General features: G+C 62.5%; 11 protein-coding genes, 3 pseudogenes and 1 riboswitch. Of the genes and pseudogenes, 7 read left to right on the forward strand and 7 right to left on the reverse strand.

Annotated elements, in window-relative coordinates; all coding sequences use genetic code 11:
• Nucleotides 1-29 precede the first annotated feature (29 nt).
• The 3 genes and pseudogenes from LC060_RS09660 (at nucleotide 30) to istB (ending at nucleotide 5,079) form a co-directional block, all read left to right on the forward strand.
• Nucleotides 30-2,273 carry a TonB-dependent receptor gene (locus LC060_RS09660; RefSeq protein WP_226634964.1) on the forward strand — a complete coding sequence of 748 codons (2,244 nt, stop codon included), beginning with the start codon at nucleotides 30-32 and terminating at the stop codon, nucleotides 2,271-2,273.
• Between the two features lie 515 nt (nucleotides 2,274-2,788).
• Nucleotides 2,789-4,310 (forward strand): annotated as a pseudogene (istA, locus tag LC060_RS09670) (IS21 family transposase).
• Nucleotides 4,300-5,079 (forward strand): IS21-like element helper ATPase IstB, encoded by a 780-nt coding sequence (gene istB, locus LC060_RS09675; RefSeq protein WP_226634966.1) that lies wholly within the window; start codon nucleotides 4,300-4,302, stop codon nucleotides 5,077-5,079. Before istA ends, istB begins: the two are co-directional and overlap by 11 nt.
• A gap of 214 nt (nucleotides 5,080-5,293) precedes the next feature.
• On the opposite strand, the gene LC060_RS09680 is transcribed toward istB, so the two are convergent.
• The 6 genes and pseudogenes from LC060_RS09680 to LC060_RS09705 form a co-directional block, all read right to left on the reverse strand.
• Complete coding sequence (locus tag LC060_RS09680; protein WP_226634968.1) at nucleotides 5,294-6,436, reverse strand: SGNH/GDSL hydrolase family protein; 1,143 nt, start codon at nucleotides 6,434-6,436, stop codon at nucleotides 5,294-5,296.
• Nucleotides 6,437-6,706: 270 nt separating this feature from the next.
• Nucleotides 6,707-6,936: pseudogene (locus LC060_RS09685) on the reverse strand (CDP-alcohol phosphatidyltransferase family protein); the annotation flags it as partial.
• Between the two features lie 144 nt (nucleotides 6,937-7,080).
• Nucleotides 7,081-8,203: pseudogene (locus tag LC060_RS09690) on the reverse strand (IS3 family transposase).
• Nucleotides 8,200-8,589 carry a CDP-alcohol phosphatidyltransferase family protein gene (locus tag LC060_RS09695; protein WP_319005415.1) on the reverse strand — a complete coding sequence of 130 codons (390 nt, stop codon included), beginning with the start codon at nucleotides 8,587-8,589 and terminating at the stop codon, nucleotides 8,200-8,202. Before LC060_RS09695 ends, LC060_RS09690 begins: the two are co-directional and overlap by 4 nt.
• Before the next feature lie 306 nt (nucleotides 8,590-8,895).
• Entirely contained in the window at nucleotides 8,896-10,386 is a 1,491-nt protein-coding gene (locus LC060_RS09700; RefSeq protein WP_226634970.1) for a sensor histidine kinase, read from the reverse strand.
• Complete coding sequence (locus LC060_RS09705) at nucleotides 10,386-11,105, reverse strand: response regulator transcription factor (RefSeq protein ID WP_226634972.1); 720 nt, start codon at nucleotides 11,103-11,105, stop codon at nucleotides 10,386-10,388. The genes LC060_RS09700 and LC060_RS09705 overlap by 1 nt, the downstream gene beginning before the upstream one ends.
• A 172-nt stretch (nucleotides 11,106-11,277) precedes the next feature.
• Here LC060_RS09705 and LC060_RS09710 point away from each other — a divergent pair, with 172 nt between their 5' ends.
• The 4 genes from LC060_RS09710 (at nucleotide 11,278) to LC060_RS09725 (ending at nucleotide 17,804) form a co-directional block, all read left to right on the forward strand.
• Nucleotides 11,278-12,507, forward strand: a complete 1,230-nt coding sequence (locus LC060_RS09710) for a glycosyl transferase (protein ID WP_226634974.1) — start codon at nucleotides 11,278-11,280, stop codon at nucleotides 12,505-12,507.
• Nucleotides 12,508-12,660: 153 nt separating this feature from the next.
• Nucleotides 12,661-12,853, forward strand: a riboswitch (cobalamin riboswitch).
• A 103-nt stretch (nucleotides 12,854-12,956) separates the two neighbouring features.
• Nucleotides 12,957-17,096, forward strand: a complete 4,140-nt coding sequence (locus tag LC060_RS09715) for a cobaltochelatase subunit CobN (RefSeq protein WP_226634976.1) — start codon at nucleotides 12,957-12,959, stop codon at nucleotides 17,094-17,096.
• Entirely contained in the window at nucleotides 17,093-17,542 is a 450-nt protein-coding gene (locus LC060_RS09720) for a MotA/TolQ/ExbB proton channel family protein (protein ID WP_226634978.1), read from the forward strand. The genes LC060_RS09715 and LC060_RS09720 overlap by 4 nt, the downstream gene beginning before the upstream one ends.
• Nucleotides 17,535-17,804 (forward strand): hypothetical protein, encoded by a 270-nt coding sequence (locus tag LC060_RS09725; protein ID WP_213500434.1) that lies wholly within the window; start codon nucleotides 17,535-17,537, stop codon nucleotides 17,802-17,804. Before LC060_RS09720 ends, LC060_RS09725 begins: the two co-directional genes overlap by 8 nt.
• A 309-nt stretch (nucleotides 17,805-18,113) precedes the next feature.
• Here the strand turns inward: LC060_RS09725 and LC060_RS09730 are convergent, their stop codons facing one another.
• Complete coding sequence (locus LC060_RS09730; RefSeq protein ID WP_226634980.1) at nucleotides 18,114-19,199, reverse strand: LLM class flavin-dependent oxidoreductase; 1,086 nt, start codon at nucleotides 19,197-19,199, stop codon at nucleotides 18,114-18,116.
• Between the last annotated feature and the right edge of the window lie 4 nt (nucleotides 19,200-19,203).

A 19,203-nucleotide genomic window follows, 5' to 3' on the forward strand; every position in this document is an offset into this window, starting at 1 on the left:
AGCGTATTTCATTGGAGTTTAGGGGCATCGTGAAAATCAAGACATACCTGCTGAGCGGCGTGGCCATGCTGCTTTCGAGCACCGTTCCGGCCATGGCCCAAGAGGCAGGTTCGCCGTCCATCGCGAACATCGGCGAAACCACCGGCGGGGACATCGTTGTGACGGCGCAGCGCCGCCCCGAGAAGATCCGCGACGTGCCGATTGCAGTTTCGGTGCTGGACAGCGGCAAGCTCTCGGCCATTTCGGAAGGCGGCGCGGACATTCTCTCGCTCGCCGGACGGGTTCCCAGCCTCTATGTCGAGAGCTCGAACGGGCGCTACGCACCGCGCCTGTACATCCGCGGCCTGGGCAACGTCGATTTCGACTTCAACGCCTCGCAGCCGGTCTCGGTCGTGCTCGACGACGTGGTCCTGGAAAACGTCTACCTCAAGAGCTTCCCACTTTTCGACGTCGAGAGCGTCGAAGTTCTCAAGGGCCCGCAAGGTACGCTGTTCGGGCGCAACACGCCCGCGGGCGTCGTCAAGATGGACACCCGCCGTCCGGACCAGGATGCCGACGGACAGGCGCAGTTCACGCTCGGGGAAATGGGGACCATCCGCGGCGAGGTCGGCCTGACCATTCCGGCCACCGACACCCTGTCGTTCCGCGTTGCAGGGCTCGTCAATCACCGCGACAACTGGGTCGACAACGGCTACGAGGAGACGACCTTCAACCGTCCCGGCCATGACCTTGGCGGTTTCGACGACATCGCCGGACGCATTCACGCACAGTGGCAGCCCGATGACCGCCTCTCGGTCCTGCTCACCCTGCAGGCGCGCGACTACCGGGGCACTGGCACTCTCAACCGCGCCAACGTGCTCACGACCGGATCGAACAAGCTCAACGAGCGCTACGACCGCGACCGCGTCTACTACGACGGCGGGCGCAACAACCCGCAGGCCCAGCACACCAAGTCGCAGGCCCTCCACGTCGATTACGACCTGGGCACCGCGACGCTGACCGGCATCGTCTCGGCCTACCAGGGCGGCAGCTCGGGACGCGGCGACATCGATGGCGGTGTCCTGGGCACGACGCAGGGCAGCGGCACGATCCCCTTCCCGTCCGAAACCGGCACGCTGTCGAGCGACCTCGACCAGCAGACCTACGAGGTGCGCCTTGCGAGCAACGGCAATTCCCGCTTTGGCTGGCAGCTCGGCGCGTTCTACTGGCACGAAAGCTTTGAGTTGATCTCGGCCAGCTGGAACGGAACGGGAGGCCTGGATCCCACGGTCATCTCCACGCTCAACCAGAAGAGCGACAGCTGGTCCGTGTTCGGGCAGGTGCGCTACGATGTGACCGACAGCCTGCGCCTCACCGGCGGTGCGCGCTGGACCCGCGACGAACGCGATCTCGTGGCCGAGCGCACGCTCGGTCGCTACTTCATCGATACCCGCTCGGTCAGCGATGACCAACCCAGCTGGGACGTCAGCGCGCTCTACCGCGTCAGCCCTCAGGTCAGCCTGTTCGGCCGCATCGCGCGTGGCTACCGTGGCCCATCGATCCAGGGACGCATCGCCAGCTCGGATATCCTGACCACGGCCGATTCCGAGACGATCATCTCCTACGAAATCGGTATCAAGACGGCGACCCCGGATAACCGCTTCCGCGCCGACCTCACCGCCTACACCTACCGCATCGACGATCCGCAGTTCACCGCGATCGGCGGCCAGGGCAATTTCAACCAGCTCATCAACGCGCGGCGCGGTATCGGGCGCGGCGTGGAATTCGAAGCCAGCGCCAATCCGCTGCCCGGGCTGATACTGACCGGCGGGGTCTCGTACAACTTCACGCGCATTTCCGATCCGGACATGCTTGTCGCGTTCTGCGGGGCCGCCTGCACCGTGCGGGATCCCATCGTGGACGTCGGCACCACGCGGCGCGCGGCAATCAACGGCAATCCGTTCCCGCAGGCCCCGCGCTGGCTGATGAACCTGACGGCCTCCTACACCCACGAACTGGCGGGTGGCAGCAAGCTTTACGCGCAGACCGACTGGGTGGCGCAATCGGACTTCAACATCTTCCTCTACGATGCGACCGAGTTCCACGTCGGGACGAACTTCGAGGGCGGCGCGCGTCTGGGCTGGCGTTCGCCCAGCGATGGTGTCGACGTCTTCGCCTTTGCCCGTAACATCACCAATGAATCGAATGTCATCGGCGCGATCGACTTCAACAACCTGACGGCCTTCGTGAACGACCCCCGCGTGATCGGCGGCGGCGTCGCGTTCCAGTTCTGAACTCGCTCCTCCCGGTGCCACGGCACCGGGAGGACAACATCGCTTCGGCGCCCATCTTGTCCAGACAGAGGGACAGATCCCCCGAGACCAAATCCGCTGCGCGTTCGCCAAGCGGCGGCGCTCCATTGAACCGCGCTTTCAACGCCTGTTTGGAGAATTTTGACGGGGGCGCGTCACAGCGATTCCACCGGCTCAGCGGCTTTGCTCGATGGCTTGCGAAAGGCACCGTGGATGCTGATCGACCGAGGCTACGATGCCGAATGGTTCTAGGACGCACCTAAGCAAACAAGGATCAAACCTTGCATTTCCGGCGGCAAATCCCGCAACCGCATCGAGATCATGTTTGGCCCCCTGAAGGATTGGTGTCACATCGCCCCCCCCTACGACCGCTGCCGGACCGTATTCTGTTGATTGCCACTGAGAAGTGACCCGGGGCGCTTATAAATTACCACTGAGAATTGACCCATGTTTCCCTCCCTTCCGGCTGCCAGTCGGAGGGTCTTGGAGTGATCGACATGGACTTACTCAGTGTGATCCGCCGGTGGCATTTCCGGCAGGGGATCTCCATTCGGGAGATCAGGCGCCGGACCGGCCTGTCCCGCAACACCATTCGCAAGTATCTGCGCTCCGATACGGTTGAGCCCCGCTTCAAGGTTCCATTGCGGCCCAGCAAACTCGATCCCTTCTCGGACAAGCTGACGGCCTGGTTGCGAGTGGAATCCAAGAAATCCCGCAAGCAGAAGCGGACCGCCAAGCAGCTGTACGGTGATCTGGTGAAGCTGGGTTACGATGACTCTTATAACCGGGTGGCCGCCTTTGCGCGGCGATGGCGGGCCGAGCTTCAATATGAACAGCAGACCAGCGGGCGCGGGACGTTCGTGCCTTTGGTTTTCCAGCCTGGCGAGGCCTTCCAGTTCGACTGGAGCGAGGATTATGCCGTGTTGGACGGCAAGGTGACCAAGTTGCAGGTTGCCCATACCAAGCTGGCACATAGCCGCGCCTTCATCGTGCGGGCCTATCTGCTCCAGACCCATGAGATGCTGTTCGACGCGCTGGCGCAGGCATTCCGGGTGCTGGGCGGCGTGCCGCAGCAGGGCATCTTCGACAATATGCGCACCGCTGTCGACAAGATCGGGGCGGGGAAGGCGCGGCAGGTCAACGCCAGGTTCGCCGCCATGGCCAGCCACTATCTGTTCGAGACCGATTTCTGCAATCCGGCTTCTGGCTGGGAGAAAGGGCAGGTTGAGAAGAACGTTCAGGACGCTCGGCGCCGGTTGTGGCAACCGATGCCCAGCTTCCGCGATCTGGCTGAGTTGAACGCCTGGCTGGAAGAACAATGCATCGCCCAATGGCGCGAGATCCAGCATGGTGTCCTACCCGGCACCGTGGCCGATGCGCACGCCGAGGAAGTTTCCTGCCTGATGCCGCTGGGCCGGCCCTTCGATGGCTTTGTCGAGCAGATCAAGCGCGTGTCGCCGACCTGCCTCATTGCCTTCGACCGCAACCGCTATTCGGTGCCTGCTTCCTTCGCGAACCGGCCGGTCAGCCTGAGGGTCTACCCGGACCGCCTGGTCATAGCGGCCGAAGGCCAGATCGTGTGCGAACATGCCCGCCTCATCGAGCGTTCCCATCACAAGCCGGGACACACGATCCATGACTGGCGGCATTATCTGGCCGTGGTCCAACGCAAGCCTGGTGCCTTGCGCAACGGCGCGCCCTTCCTCGAGATGCCGGAAGCCTTCCGGCAGTTACAGGGGCATCTGCTCAAGCGCCCGGACGGCGACAGGGAGATGGTCGAGATCCTGTCTCTCGTTCTGCATCACGACGAGCAGGCTGTGTTGAGCGCGGTCGAGTTGGCTCTGGAAGCCGGTGTCGCCACCAAGACCCACGTGCTCAACGTGCCCGCATCGCCTTGTCGATGGCAAGGCGCTTCCAGCAGCGCCGATCGATGCGCCTCAGGCCCTGCGACTGACGCAGGAGCCTGAGGCCAATGTCGTACGCTATGACAGGCTGAGGGAGATCCGTCATGCGTCATGATCCCGCCAGCGCGGCCATCGTCGTCATGCTACGCAGCCTCAAGATGTTCGGCATGGCTCAGGCCGCTGGAGAGCTGATCGAGCAAGGCGCGCCTGCCTTCGACGCTGCCGTGCCCATGCTATCTGGGCTTCTGAAGGCAGAGATGGCCGAGCGGGAGGTCAGGTCGATCGCCTATCAGATCAAGGCGGCTCGCTTCCCGGCCTACAAGGATCTGGCGGGCTTCGATTTTGCCGCCAGCGAGATCAACGAAGCCCTCGTACGCCAGCTTCACCAGGGCGACTTCATGGAGAACGCCGACAACGTCGTGCTGATCGGTGGGCCCGTCACCGGCAAGAGCCATATCGCCACGGCTCTGGGCGTCCAGGCAGTCGAGCATCGCCGCAAGAAGGTCCGCTTCTTCTCCACGGTCGATCTGGTCAACACGCTTGAGCAGGAAAAGACCATGAACCGATCCGGCCAGTTGACAGAACGCCTGCTACGCCTCGACCTGCTCATCCTCGATGAACTGGGCTACCTGCCCTTCAGTCCATCGGGCGGTGCCATGCTCTTCCATCTTCTCAGCAAGCTGTACGAGCGCACCAGCGTCGTCATCACCACCAACCTGAGCTTCAGCGAATGGGCTGGCGTGTTCGGCGATGCCAAGATGACCACCGCGCTGCTCGATCGGCTAACCCATCACTGCCACATCCTGGAGACCGGAAACGACAGCTTCCGCTTCCGCGCCAGCACCGCTGCGCCCAAAGCCAGAAAGGAGAAGCCCGCATCTTGAACCTGCCCGGAAACGGCAGCACATAAACCATACCCACCCGGGTCACTTCTCAGTGGCAATCAACACGCAGACGATCCACTTATCAAACGTCAAAGGCTGTTCGGACAAACCGAGCCACCTTTGCCGTCAGGGGGCGGTCACATCATCGAAGCGACTATCTTCTATACCACCAGCGTCCTTGTTGCGTTCGGGCGTGACACTTTCCTTGCAAAAGCTAATCGGACCAGACCCGAGGCCGGGCACTGATCGTGGCACCTATCTTGCCTGCAATTACCTGGTCGTCGGCTGTGGTTGGATGTCCATGACAGGCCGAAAGCGCAAGATCATGGATTGCCACGAAGGCAATAGAAGGATCGCCACCCTCGTTCAGTTTGGTCACGACTCTGGAAACTTCGGCTTCGATCTCGCCGTCGGCCATATCGGTCGCCCATAATACGAAAAAGGAGTTGGGGTATCGCCCGCGCAGCGTTTTAACGAACGTGACATAGGCCTCTTCATAATCAGCATGAAGTGCAGCTCGGTCCTGCCATCTTTCTCCCGCGTTGAGAGGCGTCGAAAAATCGTTCGTACCAAGTCCAATCACGACCACCTGTGGCTTCCAGACCTGCGCAAGAGCCGCAGCCTTGATCTCGAACAGCACATTGTCGTAGCTCTCGGGCAAAGTGTCGGCATCAAATCCATTGTAATTGCGGACCACACCTCGGCCGGAAATCGCATTGATGCGATAATCGGCGCCAATTGCTTTCGCAAGTTGTGGTCCAAACCCCAACGAGCTGTCAGTGGCACTCCAGACTTCGGAGTCGGAGCAATCCAGCGTTGCGGAAAGGTTTGCATATCCCACAGTATGGGAATCGCCGATAAATTCGATTTGCCGACGAGGACGGCTGATGGCCATCGCGTGCGCATGACCATCGCTGAAAAATCCTCCGAACTGTGTCGGCTCCGCCTGACTTTCAGATGCTACTTCGAGGCGGATCCGATGTTCGCCCCCAGACAATTCCCCTATCCGGTATAGCCCCGGTTCAGGCTTTACCAAAGTATCGATGATGCGGCCGTCGACGAGCACATGCAAACGGACATCGCCCACCCCAATCCGAAATAACACGCTTTCCCCCCGCACGCTGGTTTCCATGTAAGTACCGGGCCACTGCCGAGTGATCCCGGACTTCGCAGGTCCATCTATAGCGCGTCCCCCTACATAATAGGGCAAGCTTTGAAGTTTTGCAGAATCGGGTTCATCCAGTGAAACAACAACAGGCTTTGCAGCAGCCGTACAAACCCAGAGGCTGAGCATCGCTAATGCCACCTTCCTCTTGCTGAAAAGCCTTTTATTTCCGATCTGGAATCGCCGTGGCATTACTCTGTAATCCTTCTGTAAGAGCGTATCCTCACACCACTGCCTCATGAACAGTCTTCCTGCATTTCAGCGCATCGTTGGGTACCGCGGGTGTAGAGTTTTGCGGCGCTCGATAGCGGCGTCCCGCTCGCCGCAGGCGCACTGGCACTCTGCCACGCCTCCGCTATATCGCGCATTGAGCTTTGCGTCGATGATGACAAGCGACAGATCTGACGAGTAATACCAACCTCACATTGTCCGGCGTCAGCGCCCCTGGCTCTTCCCCCACAAACCGGTGACAATCATCGCCAGGGTCAGTACGATCAGGAGCAGCCTCAGCTCGGTAGGGCCTGCATAGGCATAGGAGAGCTTCATTTCGCCCAGCACCGGACAAGCAGGAAAGCGTGGATCGAAAGAAGCAGGTACCCTGCCAGCGCGACCAGCGCGACATCCAGCTGGACGTAGCGACTGAGGCCGATGCCCGCAACGACCAGCGTGGTGGCAAGCCCATCGCAGCTATGAGAAGTGGCTCGGTTTGTCTGAACAGCCTTTGACGTTTGATAAGTGGATCGTCTGCGGTTTGGTTGTTCAAGCTGCCGCCTGCGGGGCGTCATGGAGGTCGGGCGTAGCCCGGCCGGAGTGACGCCCCGCAAGTCGCGGCCAATTCACGCTGCCACGGCCTGAGGCAGATTGTCAAAGTAGGTTTGATCGGGCGTACGTCCGCCGAGGCTCGAGTGAGGTCTCCGGGCGTTGTAGAAGCCCAGGTATCGGCCGATCGAACTGCGCGCTTCGCTGACGCATGCGTAGGCGTGGAGGTAGACTTCTTCGTACTTCACTGAGCGCCACAGCCGCTCGACCACGACATTGTCGCGCCAGGCGCCCCGGCCGTCCATGCTGATGGCAATCTTTTCTCGCATCAGCACACTGGTGAAGGCCTGGCTCGTGAATTGGCTGCCTTGGTCCGTATTGAAAATCTCCGGCTTGCCAGAGCTTCCTCGAGTGCTTCCACGCAAAAGTCGGCCTCCAGCGTGATCGAGATCCGGTGGCTGAGGACCTTGCGGCTGAACCAGTCGACGATGGCGACGAGATAGACGAATCCTTTGGCCATGGGGATGTAGCTGATGTCTGTCGCCCAAACCTGATTGGGCCTCACGATCGGAAGCTTGCGCAGGAGATAGGGGTAGATTTTGTGTCCTGGCGCCGGCTTGGAGGTGCTGGGGCGGCGATAGACCGCCTCGATGGCCATCTTCTTCATCAGGCTCGCGACATGGCAGCGGCCAATCTCGATGCCCTCCTGGCGCAAGAAATCGCGTAGCATCCGGCTTCCTGCGAATGGGAACTCCAGATGCAACGCGTCGATGCGACGCATGATTGCGAGGTCTTCGGATGAAACCGGCCGCGGCAGATAATAGACACTGCCCCGGCTGATCCCCAGTTCCTTCGCCTGCCGCTTCACGGACAAGGTATGCGAGCGGTCGATCATCGCTTTGCGCTCGGCAACAGACCTGCCTTGCCGAGCGCGCCTTCCAAAAAATCATTGGCCAACGTCAGCTCGCCGATCTTGGCGTGAAGCGTCTTCACGTCGACGACCGGTTCGTCCGACGCCTTCTCGGAGCCGAACACGCCCGCCGCCCCTTCGAGCAACTGCGTGCGCCACGTCGTGATCTGGTTAGGATGCAGATCATAGTCGTGCGCCAGCTCTGCCAGCGTCTTCTCACCCTTGATCGCGGCAAGCGCCACCTTCGCCTTAAATGCCGGACTATGGTTGCGCCGAGGTCGTCTGCTCATTCTCTGCTCCTGTCTCGCAGCCTTCCTGGCTGCTCCGACGCAGAAAATTCAATTATCTCAGTGTGCAGATTCTCCAGGCCATCTCTTTGATCAAGGAAGTAGCCGTAGCGCGGCCTTTCGATCTTCCGATAGCGGGCCAGGCTTCCGTCCATGGAATCGCCGAACCAGTGGATGAAATACCCTGCTATCGAAAGCCAGAGCCAGCTATCGCCAAGATTGCTCAGGACATATGCGCTGAAGACTATGAAAGCTCCGAACATTCCGATTGCCGTCAAGATATCTGGCACGACCCAGCGCGGCATGTATGCGCAAAGCCGACTGAGGAGTCTGCATTCTGCGCACGCGAGGACGTTCTCCTGAATGCGATCAATGGGGGCGGCATTCATATGTTTCGTGTTCGGCACAGGGTTTCTGCCATGTTGTGGCGCCGAGGCCTATTGATGTCCGGGCAACGGGCCGGGCATGACGGACTTGTCGATCTCCACGGATTTCCGATGCGACGAGGCGAATACTGCCTGTCTTGAAACTGCAATGATCTGCAAGGGTATTTTTGCTTCGCGCCGGAGCTAGTCGTGATCGGACCGGACCGCAACCGTACGTTGCTACAGACCGGGCTGAACTGTCGAGATGTGTAGGTCGGGCTTACAAACAGCATGAGACGTGGATCTACACAACCGACATACCCATGCCCATCAGCCTGACCCTGCAGGGGAGATTGTCTTTGACCGTGAGGCTGGGTCGTGGATGTCGAAAAAGTAGGAAAATCCAAAGCCGCGTCTTGCGGATAGCGGTCTACCCTGAGCTTTTGTCGACGCATCAGCAGGACGTCGTCGGCGCAATACGATAGCGATTTTGGTATGCCGACCGTTGGCATGGACTTTGAATTCACCCTCATGCCTTTGGACGATGGCGGCGACGAGGGTCAGGCCTAGTCCATGGCCGGGCAGGTCGCTCGCAGCCGCTCCGCGAAAAAACCGCTCGGTCACCTGTTCCGCCTCGGCGGCCAGCAGTGGCAAGCCTTCATTGGCGATTTCCAGACGTGCGCGATCTTCCTCTTCACTCAGCAGGATGCCGATCATGCTACCGCTAAGGCTATATTTGACGGCATTGTCGAGCAGGTTGCTAATTGCCTGAAACAGCAGATCGCGGTCTGCCGAAAGCGACAGGGTAGCTGGCCCTTCGACGGAGATTTTCAGATCCCGCAACGCAGCTGCCGGTTCGTATAACTCAACTGCGTCGCGTACAATTGCGGCAAGATCGACCGTTGCAAAACCGGAATCATGACGCCCGCCTTCGATCCGTGCGATACGCAAGGTGGCATTGATAATCGCTTGCAGGCGAGCCAGTTCCTCGCGCGCCTCTCCCATTACGCTGGTTTCATCTGCGGCTTCATCTGCGGTCGCATCGTCCAAAACAGCAAGGACGCGCGACAGCGGAGTTCTGAGTTCGTGGGCGATATTGTCAGATACGCGCCTCACCGATTCAAACAGTGCCTCGTTCTGCTCGAGCATCAGGTTCAGGGTATGGCTGAGCCGGTCAAAGTCGTCGCCGCTGCCATGGACTGGAACCCGCGCGGCCAATCGTCCCCCCATCACGCGACGGGCGGCGGCCGAAATGACCTCAATCCGGTGGCCAATCGCTCGGCTCATCAAATATCCACCCGACACGGCCAGCAACAGGACCAAGGCAATCAAGACAGGGAATGTGGCCAAGAGCACCTCCTGGCGATCCTCCACAACCTCGGCATCGCGGCCCACGATCAGACGCGTCCCATCGGGAAACTGGCGTTCGCGCGACAAAGCGCTGAAATCGATCTCACCTCCTTCATGATAGACATCGGCCTCGATCGAGTAGAAGCCGGACTGCACGTGGCTGGGCCAGCTGGGCAGATTAGTCGTAAGAACAGACCCGTCCGCCGCGATCAGGGCATGAAAGGCGCGGTCCACGCCTGACGTTGGCCTGGCGCGTGCTTCGAGCCGCTTGGCCAGTTCGCGCATGCCCTCTTCGGCATAGACCGTTTCCATTTCGGCCAGTTCGGCACTGACCTGCGTACGTACCACACCAAGCGGGCGGGACACGGCCAGCCAGAAAAAGGCGGCGAACAGCACCGCCAGCGAACCGCAAAACAGCGCCGCATAGGTCACAGCCAACCGGAAGGAGAGAGATCGGAACAAGCTCTTCATCAAGGGTTGATCATATATCCGGCGCCGCGGACTGTCTGTATCGGCGAGGCGCGTCCTTCAATCTCCAGCTTCTTGCGCAAATTGCTGATATGCTGGTCAATGATGTTGGTCTGGGGATCGAAATTGTAATCCCAGACGCGCTCCAGCAACATGGAACGGGTGACTACACGCCCCACATTGCGGACCAACTCGACCAATAAGCCAAATTCGCGGGAGGTCAGTTCGATGCGCTGGCCAGCGCGCCGCACGATGCGGGCCAATGTGTCGATTTCGATATCGGCATGGTGCAGAAACCCACTCTCGACAACAGGTGCCTTTCGGCGCGCCAGCACATCCACCCTCGCCAGCAATTCCGACATCGCAAAGGGCTTGGGCAGGTAATCGTCGCCACCCGCACGCAGCCCTTTAACTCGTTCATCGACATCCCCTAGCGCGCTGATCAGCAAGACGGGGGTTTCGTCGTCGGTGGCACGCAACGCGGCAAGAATCTTCATTCCGTCCACGTGCGGTAGCATCCGATCAAGAACGATGACGTCATAGCTTTCAGAGCTGACCTGCATGAGCCCATGCCGCCCGTCGCGGCAATGCGTAACGACATGCCCGCTCTGGCGCAGCCCGTTTGCGACATGCGCGGCCAGCGCATCGTCATCCTCAATCAACAATATCTGCATCCGGCCCCGCACTCCGATCCATCGCCTTGCCCGCCGTACTGCGTTCATCACAGATCCTGACGATAGAGCGTGCGCTCCCGGTGGTCGAGACGCGGCGGTGCGCGAACATGGGCAAAATCAAATGTATCGCCCATGCCCCAGTCATGAGGTGCTGCCAGATGCGAGGCATGACTGCAGCCCTTCCCAATCGCCGCGTAGCCTTGTGCCTGTGACTGTGCATGTGCCGGCGATCGGCGGTTCCCATCAGTACCTCCACTTTCTGCCAGTCGCGTTCGAACTGGAGCAATCAAGGCAGTGCCAGGTTCGGATTTTCGCACCGACCTCTGACGATGCGGACGGTATCGCGGCATTGGCCGACAAGCTGGCCATGCCGCTGCCTGAGATCGTGATCATGAAGATGCCTGGCGCTCTGCGGGCTATGTTACCGCCTGCGACGCAGAAGATCGCAAAACTGTTGCTGGCGGCAAACCGGATCCGCGATTGCGATGCCATCCTGTGCGCAGAGCGGACGAGCACGATCCTGAAGCGGCTACCCGGCCACTGTCCTCCCCTGTTCCATATTCCACATGGGGCCGGCGATCGCGCCGTGGGTTTTGAAGACCGCTTCCGTCATTTCGACAAGGTCTTTGTAGCAGGGGCCAAGGACCGCGAGCGACTGATTGCCGGGGGACGCTGCACACCGGAAAGGTGTGTGGTTGGCGGTCCTGTAAAACTGGCTGCGTCGATGCGGGCCGGCTTGAGGCGTCAGCCTCTGTTTCCCGATGACAGGCCTGTCATTCTTTACAACCCGCATTTTCATCGCCGCATGGGTTCGGGCCATAAAATGGCGCGCCGACTAGCGCATGCAGTCTGCGCATCGGATCGCTACAACCTTGTGATTGCCCCGCATGTTCGCATGGCAAGGCACTGGAACGATGCCCGAAAGCAGGCTTGGCAAGCACTCGCCGTGAAGGACCGAGTGCTTGTCGATCTGGGGTCGGAGCGGTCGGTGGACATGAGCTACACAATGGCGGCCGACCTCTACGTCGGCGATGTCAGCAGCCAGATATACGAGTATCTGGTTCGCCCGCGGCCGTGCATGTTCATTAACGGCCACGATGCCGCATGGCAGGGCAATCCTGATTATGCGATGTGGGACTTCGGCCCCGTGATCGAGCCCGACGATGATCTGGAGAGGGCGATCCGACATGCGTTTGAAAGCTGGCCCGCCTATCGTGCTTTGCAGGTAAAACGTACAGAGGCCGCTTTTGACGGAATCGTACGAGATGACGCTGGCAATGCAAGCTTTGCAGGGGCGGAGCCGTGCCAGCGCATCGCCCACATGATCACCCATTATCTGAGCAATGCAGAACCGGTGAGGGCAAGCCGGGAAGGACGAACGGCGGGATCTCATTGGGTCACGCCGGGCCATGATCGGGATTACACAGCAAAGGCTGCTCCAGGCGCCTGACTTTAGCGCCAGCAGTGGCCGCTTTCCCGTCTTCATCGTGTAAGAGCGGGTATGTGGCCGTCTTCTGCTACCGGCCTAAGTTCCTTTTCAAGCTTCACCAAGTTTGTGCAGCGGCCTGCCCCAGGCACACTCTGGACAAGACGCGGAGCTGCCGATATCCAGCGCGGCGACGGTGCCTCGGGAAACCGGGGTGAAAAGGGAAGCCGGTTCCAATCCGGCGCTGTGCCCGCAACTGTGCGCGGTGAGCCTCGCGTCGAGCCACTGGATCACTTCGGATCCGGGAAGGTGACGCGGTCAGGGCTAAGACCCGCAAGCCAGGAGACCTGCCGTCGCCGTCGTCCATGCACTCGACCGGGACCAGTCGCAGGCATCGGAAGGTTCCGCCGTGACGACACCGTAGTTGGCTTGCCGTGCGATCCTGTTCGGGATTGCGCGGGGGGGAAAGGTGTGTGTCGTTGCGCAAGGGTCTTGTCGCCGTGCTGCTGTTGGCAGTCGGATTGTTCGCCGTCTGGATGATCGCCGGGCCGGGTCTGGGCCCAAGGCGCGAGCTGTTCGGGCTCATCTCCGCCCGCAACTCGCAGGTCGCGGCGGACGCGGCCAAGGCGTTGGTGGAGGCCGATCCGGGCACGCGTATCGTCCTGCGCACGCCCGAACAGGCGCGCGCCTTGTCCGACGACGAGATGGCCGGGCTCATGCAGGACGCCGACGGGATTCTCCTGGCCGGCGTCTTCGGGGACGACGCCGCGCGGGTGGCAAGGATCGTCAAGGCGCGCGAGCTCGACGTCCCGGTGCACGGCGTGAGCGTGTCGAGCGACCTTTCGTCGGCCCTCCTTGAGCGGATGGCGCACCGGACAGGATCGCCCAAAGTGGCCCGCGCGCTCCATGCCAAGGCGGAAAGCTACTGGCAGGCCCGCGGCACCGAAAACCTTGTGAACCTGTTCGCATGGGTGCTGGGCGACGCCGCCGAACGCAGGGCCGTGCCTGCACCACGGCCAATCCCCCCGATCCGCTTTGGCGCGCGCCAGGGCGCGAAGGACGCACCGCTGGTTGTCGTCCTCGATTACGAGACCGGCGACCAGGCGGGGGACCGCGACACCCACAAGGAACTGTGCAAGGCCGTGGTTGCCAGGCACCTTGCCTGCCAGTCGCTGTTTGCGGACTGGGGAGCGCCGACCGCCGACGCGCTTGAGCAGCTCAAGGCGCGCCATCCTGCCGCGCTCGTGACACTGGCCGATTTCGCGCTGGGCGGCTCGGAGCGCGAGCGCGCCACCGCCGCGCTCGCGCGTCTGGGCGTTCCGGTCCTCAAGGCGATCCGCAGCGACAAGATGGGTGAGAGCGAATGGCGCTCCAGCGCCGAGGGTCTCCCCTCGAAAAGTGTCTACTACCGCATCGCCATGCCCGAACTGTCGGGCGCGAGCCAGCCCGCGGTACTGGCGCTCGCGGCGGCACCCCGGATCGATCCTCTCACCGGGATCGAGATCCGCCTGAGCCGCCCCGTCGCCCCTGAAATCGACGCGGTGGCCCGGCGGCTGGAGGGCTGGGTACGCCTGCAGAGCAAGTCCAATGCCGCCAAGCACGTGGCGATCATCTATTACAACCACCCTCCCGGACGCCATAATATCGGGGCCGACAATCTCGACGTGCCCGCCTCGCTGCTCGAGATCCTGCGCCGCTTGAAGGCCGAGGGCTATACCACCGGCCCCTTGCCGAAGAGCCCCGACCTGCTCCTTCGCCAGTTGCAAGATCGCGGCATCAACCTGCCCGGCGACCCAGAGGCGCTGCGCCGGATGGGCAAGACCTCCGCGCTGCACCTCTCGCTCGCAGACTACCGCCACTTCTTCCAGGCTCTGCCCGACCGTATCCGTGACGAGATGGTGGGCGGTCCTCTGTCCGCGCTGGCCGTGGACGTGCGCGAAGCGATCCGGGATCAGCGACCCGAGGCGGCGAGCGAGGTCGTCGACCAGGTCCTCAAGGATCTCGACTTCGTGATCGAGGGCACCCCCGGGGAGCGTGGGCGCAAGGCCAAACGTCTCTCCACGGGCTTGCGTGCCGCCTATGACCGCTACATCGCGGGCGAGCACGATGCGCGTGAAACACAGACGCTCACCCGCGCCTTGCAGGCGCTCGCGATAGAAGGTGTGGCAGGCTGGGGCCCGGCGCCCGGCAAAGTGATGAGCGTCGACGGCGGCTTCGTGCTGCCCGCGCTCCGGTTCGGCAACGTGCTGATCGGCCCCCAGCCCCCGCGCGGTTGGGAAACCGAGGAAGCGCTGCTGCACGCCAACCGCAGCGTGCCACCGCCCCACCAGTACCTCGCCTATTACGAAGCGCTGCGCCGCAACTTCGGGCCGGACGCGATCATTCATCTGGGACGGCATTCGACCTATGAGTTTCTGCCCGGTGCCCAGACAGGTCTCGCGCGCGAGAGCTATTCGCGGCTTGTCGCAGGCGATGTCCCGGGGCTCTATCCCTATATTGTCGATGGTGTGGGCGAAGGGCTCCAGGCCAAGCGCCGGGGGCTGGCCGTCGTCATCGATCACCTCACCCCGCCGCTGGCCGCGACGCCGCTCTATGATGACCTGCTCGGACTGCGCCAGCTGGTCGAGAGCTACGAAAGCAGCGACAGTTCCTCCGACGGCGAGATGGCACGGCACCGCGCGCTCGAGCGCATTCGGGCGAGCGTGCGCAAGCTGGGCATGGACAGCGCCATCGTCGCCGAGATCCGCGAGGAACGCGGGGATGACAGCGTTGCTTTCGAGCACATCGACGCCGAGCTTCTCGTCCACGAAACCGGGCACATGCTGACCCGGATGCAGGAGGACTTCATGCCGATGGGGCTCCACGTCTTCGGACGCCCCTGGAGCGACACGGCTGTAGACACGATGCTCCAATCCATGGGGGACCGCGAGGCCGAAGCGGCCCTGCGCGCCTCTCCAAAGGCCGAGATGGATGCTCTTCTCGCCGGGCTCGACGGGCGTTTCGTGGTTCCCGGGCCGGGCAACGATCCGCTGCGCTCGCCGCAGAGCCTGCCAACGGGACGCAACTTCTACGGCATCGATTCCAGCCTGGTCCCCGACCGCATCGCCTGGGATGTCGGCGCCGCCATGGCGCGCAGGCCCGCTCCCGCCAAAGGCGGCCGCGCGGTCGTGCTGTGGGCCTCGGACACGGTGCGCGACGGCGGTGTTACCATGGCCTTTGGCCTGTCGCTGCTGCGCATTGAGCCGGTCTGGAACAGCCGGGGAATCCTGACCGGACTGAAGCGGCGTCCCGCAAGCCGGAACGCCCCGCGCGAGGACGTGACATTCGTGACCTCGGGGCTCTTCCGCGACCTTTATGGAGAGCAGCTCAAGTGGCTCGACAAGGCTAGCCTGCTTGCACTCGACGCGTCCTCGCGTACGATTGCGCACGCGCACCCCGAACTCGCGGACGCGCTTGAAAGCGCGCTGGCCCCGCTCGGTGAACTGCGCGCGCCGGGACGCGAGAGCCTGGCTGCAAACCGCATCGCCGCCGCCTGGGTCAAGACCATGACCGAGGACGAGAGCGCGCCCACACCCGAGCGCGCCCGCGCTGCCACGCTGCGCGTGTTCGGTCCGGCGTCCGGAGAATACGGCGCGGGCGTCAACCGGCTGGCCGAGCGCTCGGGTTCATGGTCGGATCGCAAGGCGGTGGCCCGGGTCTACCAGGGACGGATCGGCCACGCCTACGGTGTCGGCCTCGATGGACAAAGCCACGCGCCCGCCTTTCGCCAGCGACTTGCAGGGATCACGCAGACCTTCCTTGGCCGATCGAGCAACCTCTACGGACTGGTCGATAACAACGACGCGTTCGACTATCTGGGCGGTCTCAATCTCGCGGTGGAGCAGGCCAGCGGCAAGACCCCGGATGGCTATATCATCGACGCCAGCGATCCGAAGGCGCCGGACATGGCCCCGCTCAAGGTCGCGATCCTTACCGAGCTGCGCGCACGCCAGCTCAATCCGGCCTGGATCAAGTCGCTCATCCCGCATGGCTATGCCGGTGCGCGCACGATGAACTTCGCCTTCTTCGAGAATCTGTGGGGCTGGGAAGTGACCGATCCCAATCTCGTGCCGGATGCCATCTGGGACGATGTCTACCAGACCTACGTGAAGGATCGCCACGGCGTCGGCGTCGAGAGCTTCCTCGACGAACCCGACAATCGCCCGGTCAAGGCCAACATGCTCGCGGTCATGCTGGTCGCCGCGCACAAGGGCTACTGGAAGGCCGACGACGCGACGGTGGCCGATCTCGCACACCGCTTCGTTACCACGATTGCGAAAGCCGGGCTTCCCGGCAGCGGGCACACCAGTCCCGATCATCCCATGTTCGGGTGGGTGCGCGCCAAGGTATCGCCGGTTGATGCCAAGGCGCTCGACGGCGTGCTCGCAAGGGCCCGCGGCGAAACCGCGTCGACCTCACAGACATCCCCCCCACCCCAAGAGATGCACGAGGTCCGCCCGCTCGACCGGCTTGCCGAAGCCGCCACCAGCGGCCCGGGCCTCGCGCTCCTGCTTGCCGTTCTACTTGCCTTGTTCCTCACAGGCCTTGCCTGGAGCCGGAGATCGCCTCGATGACCACGTCGCTCGACCAGACCCTGCACGCCCTTGTCGGCCTTCTCTTGTGGCCGGTCATCGTCGCACTGCTGTCTCTTGCTTTCCTCGCGGTGCTCGACGCCGGGCTGGCACTGGGAGAGCGCGTGGGGGGCGCGGCGCGCCTTGCCAGGCTTAATCACGGCACCTTGGAAAACCTCGCCCGGCGACGTATCGCGCGATCCGATCTCCTGGCCAAGATCGGCCCAACGCTGGGCTTGATGGGAACCCTGATTCCGCTCGGCCCGGGCATTGCGGCTCTGGGCCGGGGCGACTTCATGGCGCTTTCACAAGCGGTGACGACCGCCTTCGACACGACTATCGTGGGCCTGGCCGTGGGCCTTGTCGGCTATCTGACCGGGCGCCTGCGCCGCCACGGCTTTGACCTTCTGCTGAGCCGGTTGGAACAGGAGGGGGCCACTCATGCGTGATTTCACGTCGTCGCGCTTTCCCGAGGAACCCGATGCCGGACCGGACCTGCCCAACCTCGCGGATCTGATGCTGGTGTTCGCTACCGGCCTTATTGCCGCCCTGGCTGCGGCCAGCCAGCACGAGACGGCGCCCAGGCCCGTCGAAATGACGCAGGACACCTCCGCCAACACCCAGGGCCAGGTTGGCGACGGCCAAGGACTGGAAGCTGCAGGGCAAGTCTTCCGGGATCCCGCGACCGGCAAGCTCTACCTCGTCAGATAGCTTTGGTGTGCAAGGCCTTTACCGGTAAGGTGCAGTTGAACCTATGTTAGTTAGATACGCGCGTTGAACGACCCAAATTGGATACTTAGCCGACGATTCCAGTTCCCTGGCAGCAGACGGTCGGCTTGCTCCATGTAAACGTCCGACCGCGTGTCGGTTTGCGACGTTGCGAAGCGTCATTTGTTTTCCGACAATCTGTTCTCCGCTGGCGATCGCTCACCACGTCAGAAAAAGTCTGCCCCGTTGTATATGATGATACCCGATGACTTGGCGCGGCCGCATCCCGGTGACGGGCCTGGTGCGACACGTTCAGCTGCCGGATTGCAGGTTTGCGGCCCAGGCTAGTCTTCGAAGCTCGGGCGCGATCTCTTGGCCGAACCGCTGGGCATCGGCCATCCAGTCGAAGCCGGTGAGAAGAAAGTTGTCGATGCCGGCCCTGCGGTAGCGCATCAGCGCCTCGACAAGCGTCTCGGGTGATCCCACGAGGCACATAACCTGGAGGCGGCCTTGCGTCGCCAGGGTCAGTCCGGTCCAAAGACAAGGGTCGGCCTCGGCCGCATCCGCCTGCGCCGCCTTGGCCGTCAGGTCCTGCGCCGCCTTGCCCAGGTCGCGGCCGAGTGTGCCGTGCGCCGCCTGACGCTGCTCGACGCCCTGCAACAGATGGCCAGCCCGTTCCCAAGCGGCTTCATCGCTGTCCGCGATGACCAGGCGCATCGACATCGACATGCGCGGGTTACGGCCGTGGCGGGCCGCTTCGGCGCGCACTTTCGTGACCTGCTCGGTAATCTGGGCGACGCTGCCGGGACCCAGCGCGTAGACATCGGCCAGCTCGGCACCGAATTTCACGGCAAGTTCCGACATCCCGGCCCAGAAGACCGGGATCGCCCCGTTCACCGGATGGACCTCGCTGCCCGCCTGCTCGCACATGTACCACTCTCCCGAATGGTCGAACGGCTCGCCGCCGGCCCACATGCGGCGCAGGATGCGCACGTATTCGTTGCTGCGGCGGTAGCGTTCTTCCTTGGTGTGGTAGTCGCCATCGCAGCGCGTCTCGATGTCCGAAAAGGCGGTGATGATGTGGACACCGGCCCGCCCCCCGGAAAACTGGTCCAACGTGGCCAGCGCGCGCGCGGCCATGGTCGGTGCAATGAAGCCGGGACGGTGGGCCACCATCAATTTCAGGCGGCTTGTGGCCGCGGCCGCCCAGCTGGCCGTCACCAGGCTATCGGCCGATCGTGCGTTCTGCCCGATCAGGACCCGGTCATAGCCAGCCTCCTCGTAGCCGCGCGCGGCTTGCGCGATGAAGTCCGGGTCATAAGGGGACGGTGCAGGACTTGCTTCCGAGCCGCGATAGGGCGCCACCAGGCCGACCAGTTCGATTTCATGCGTAGACATCGCC

The organism is Novosphingobium profundi (genome assembly GCF_020524485.1).
Taxonomy (GTDB): Bacteria; Pseudomonadota; Alphaproteobacteria; order Sphingomonadales; family Sphingomonadaceae; genus Novosphingobium; species Novosphingobium profundi_A.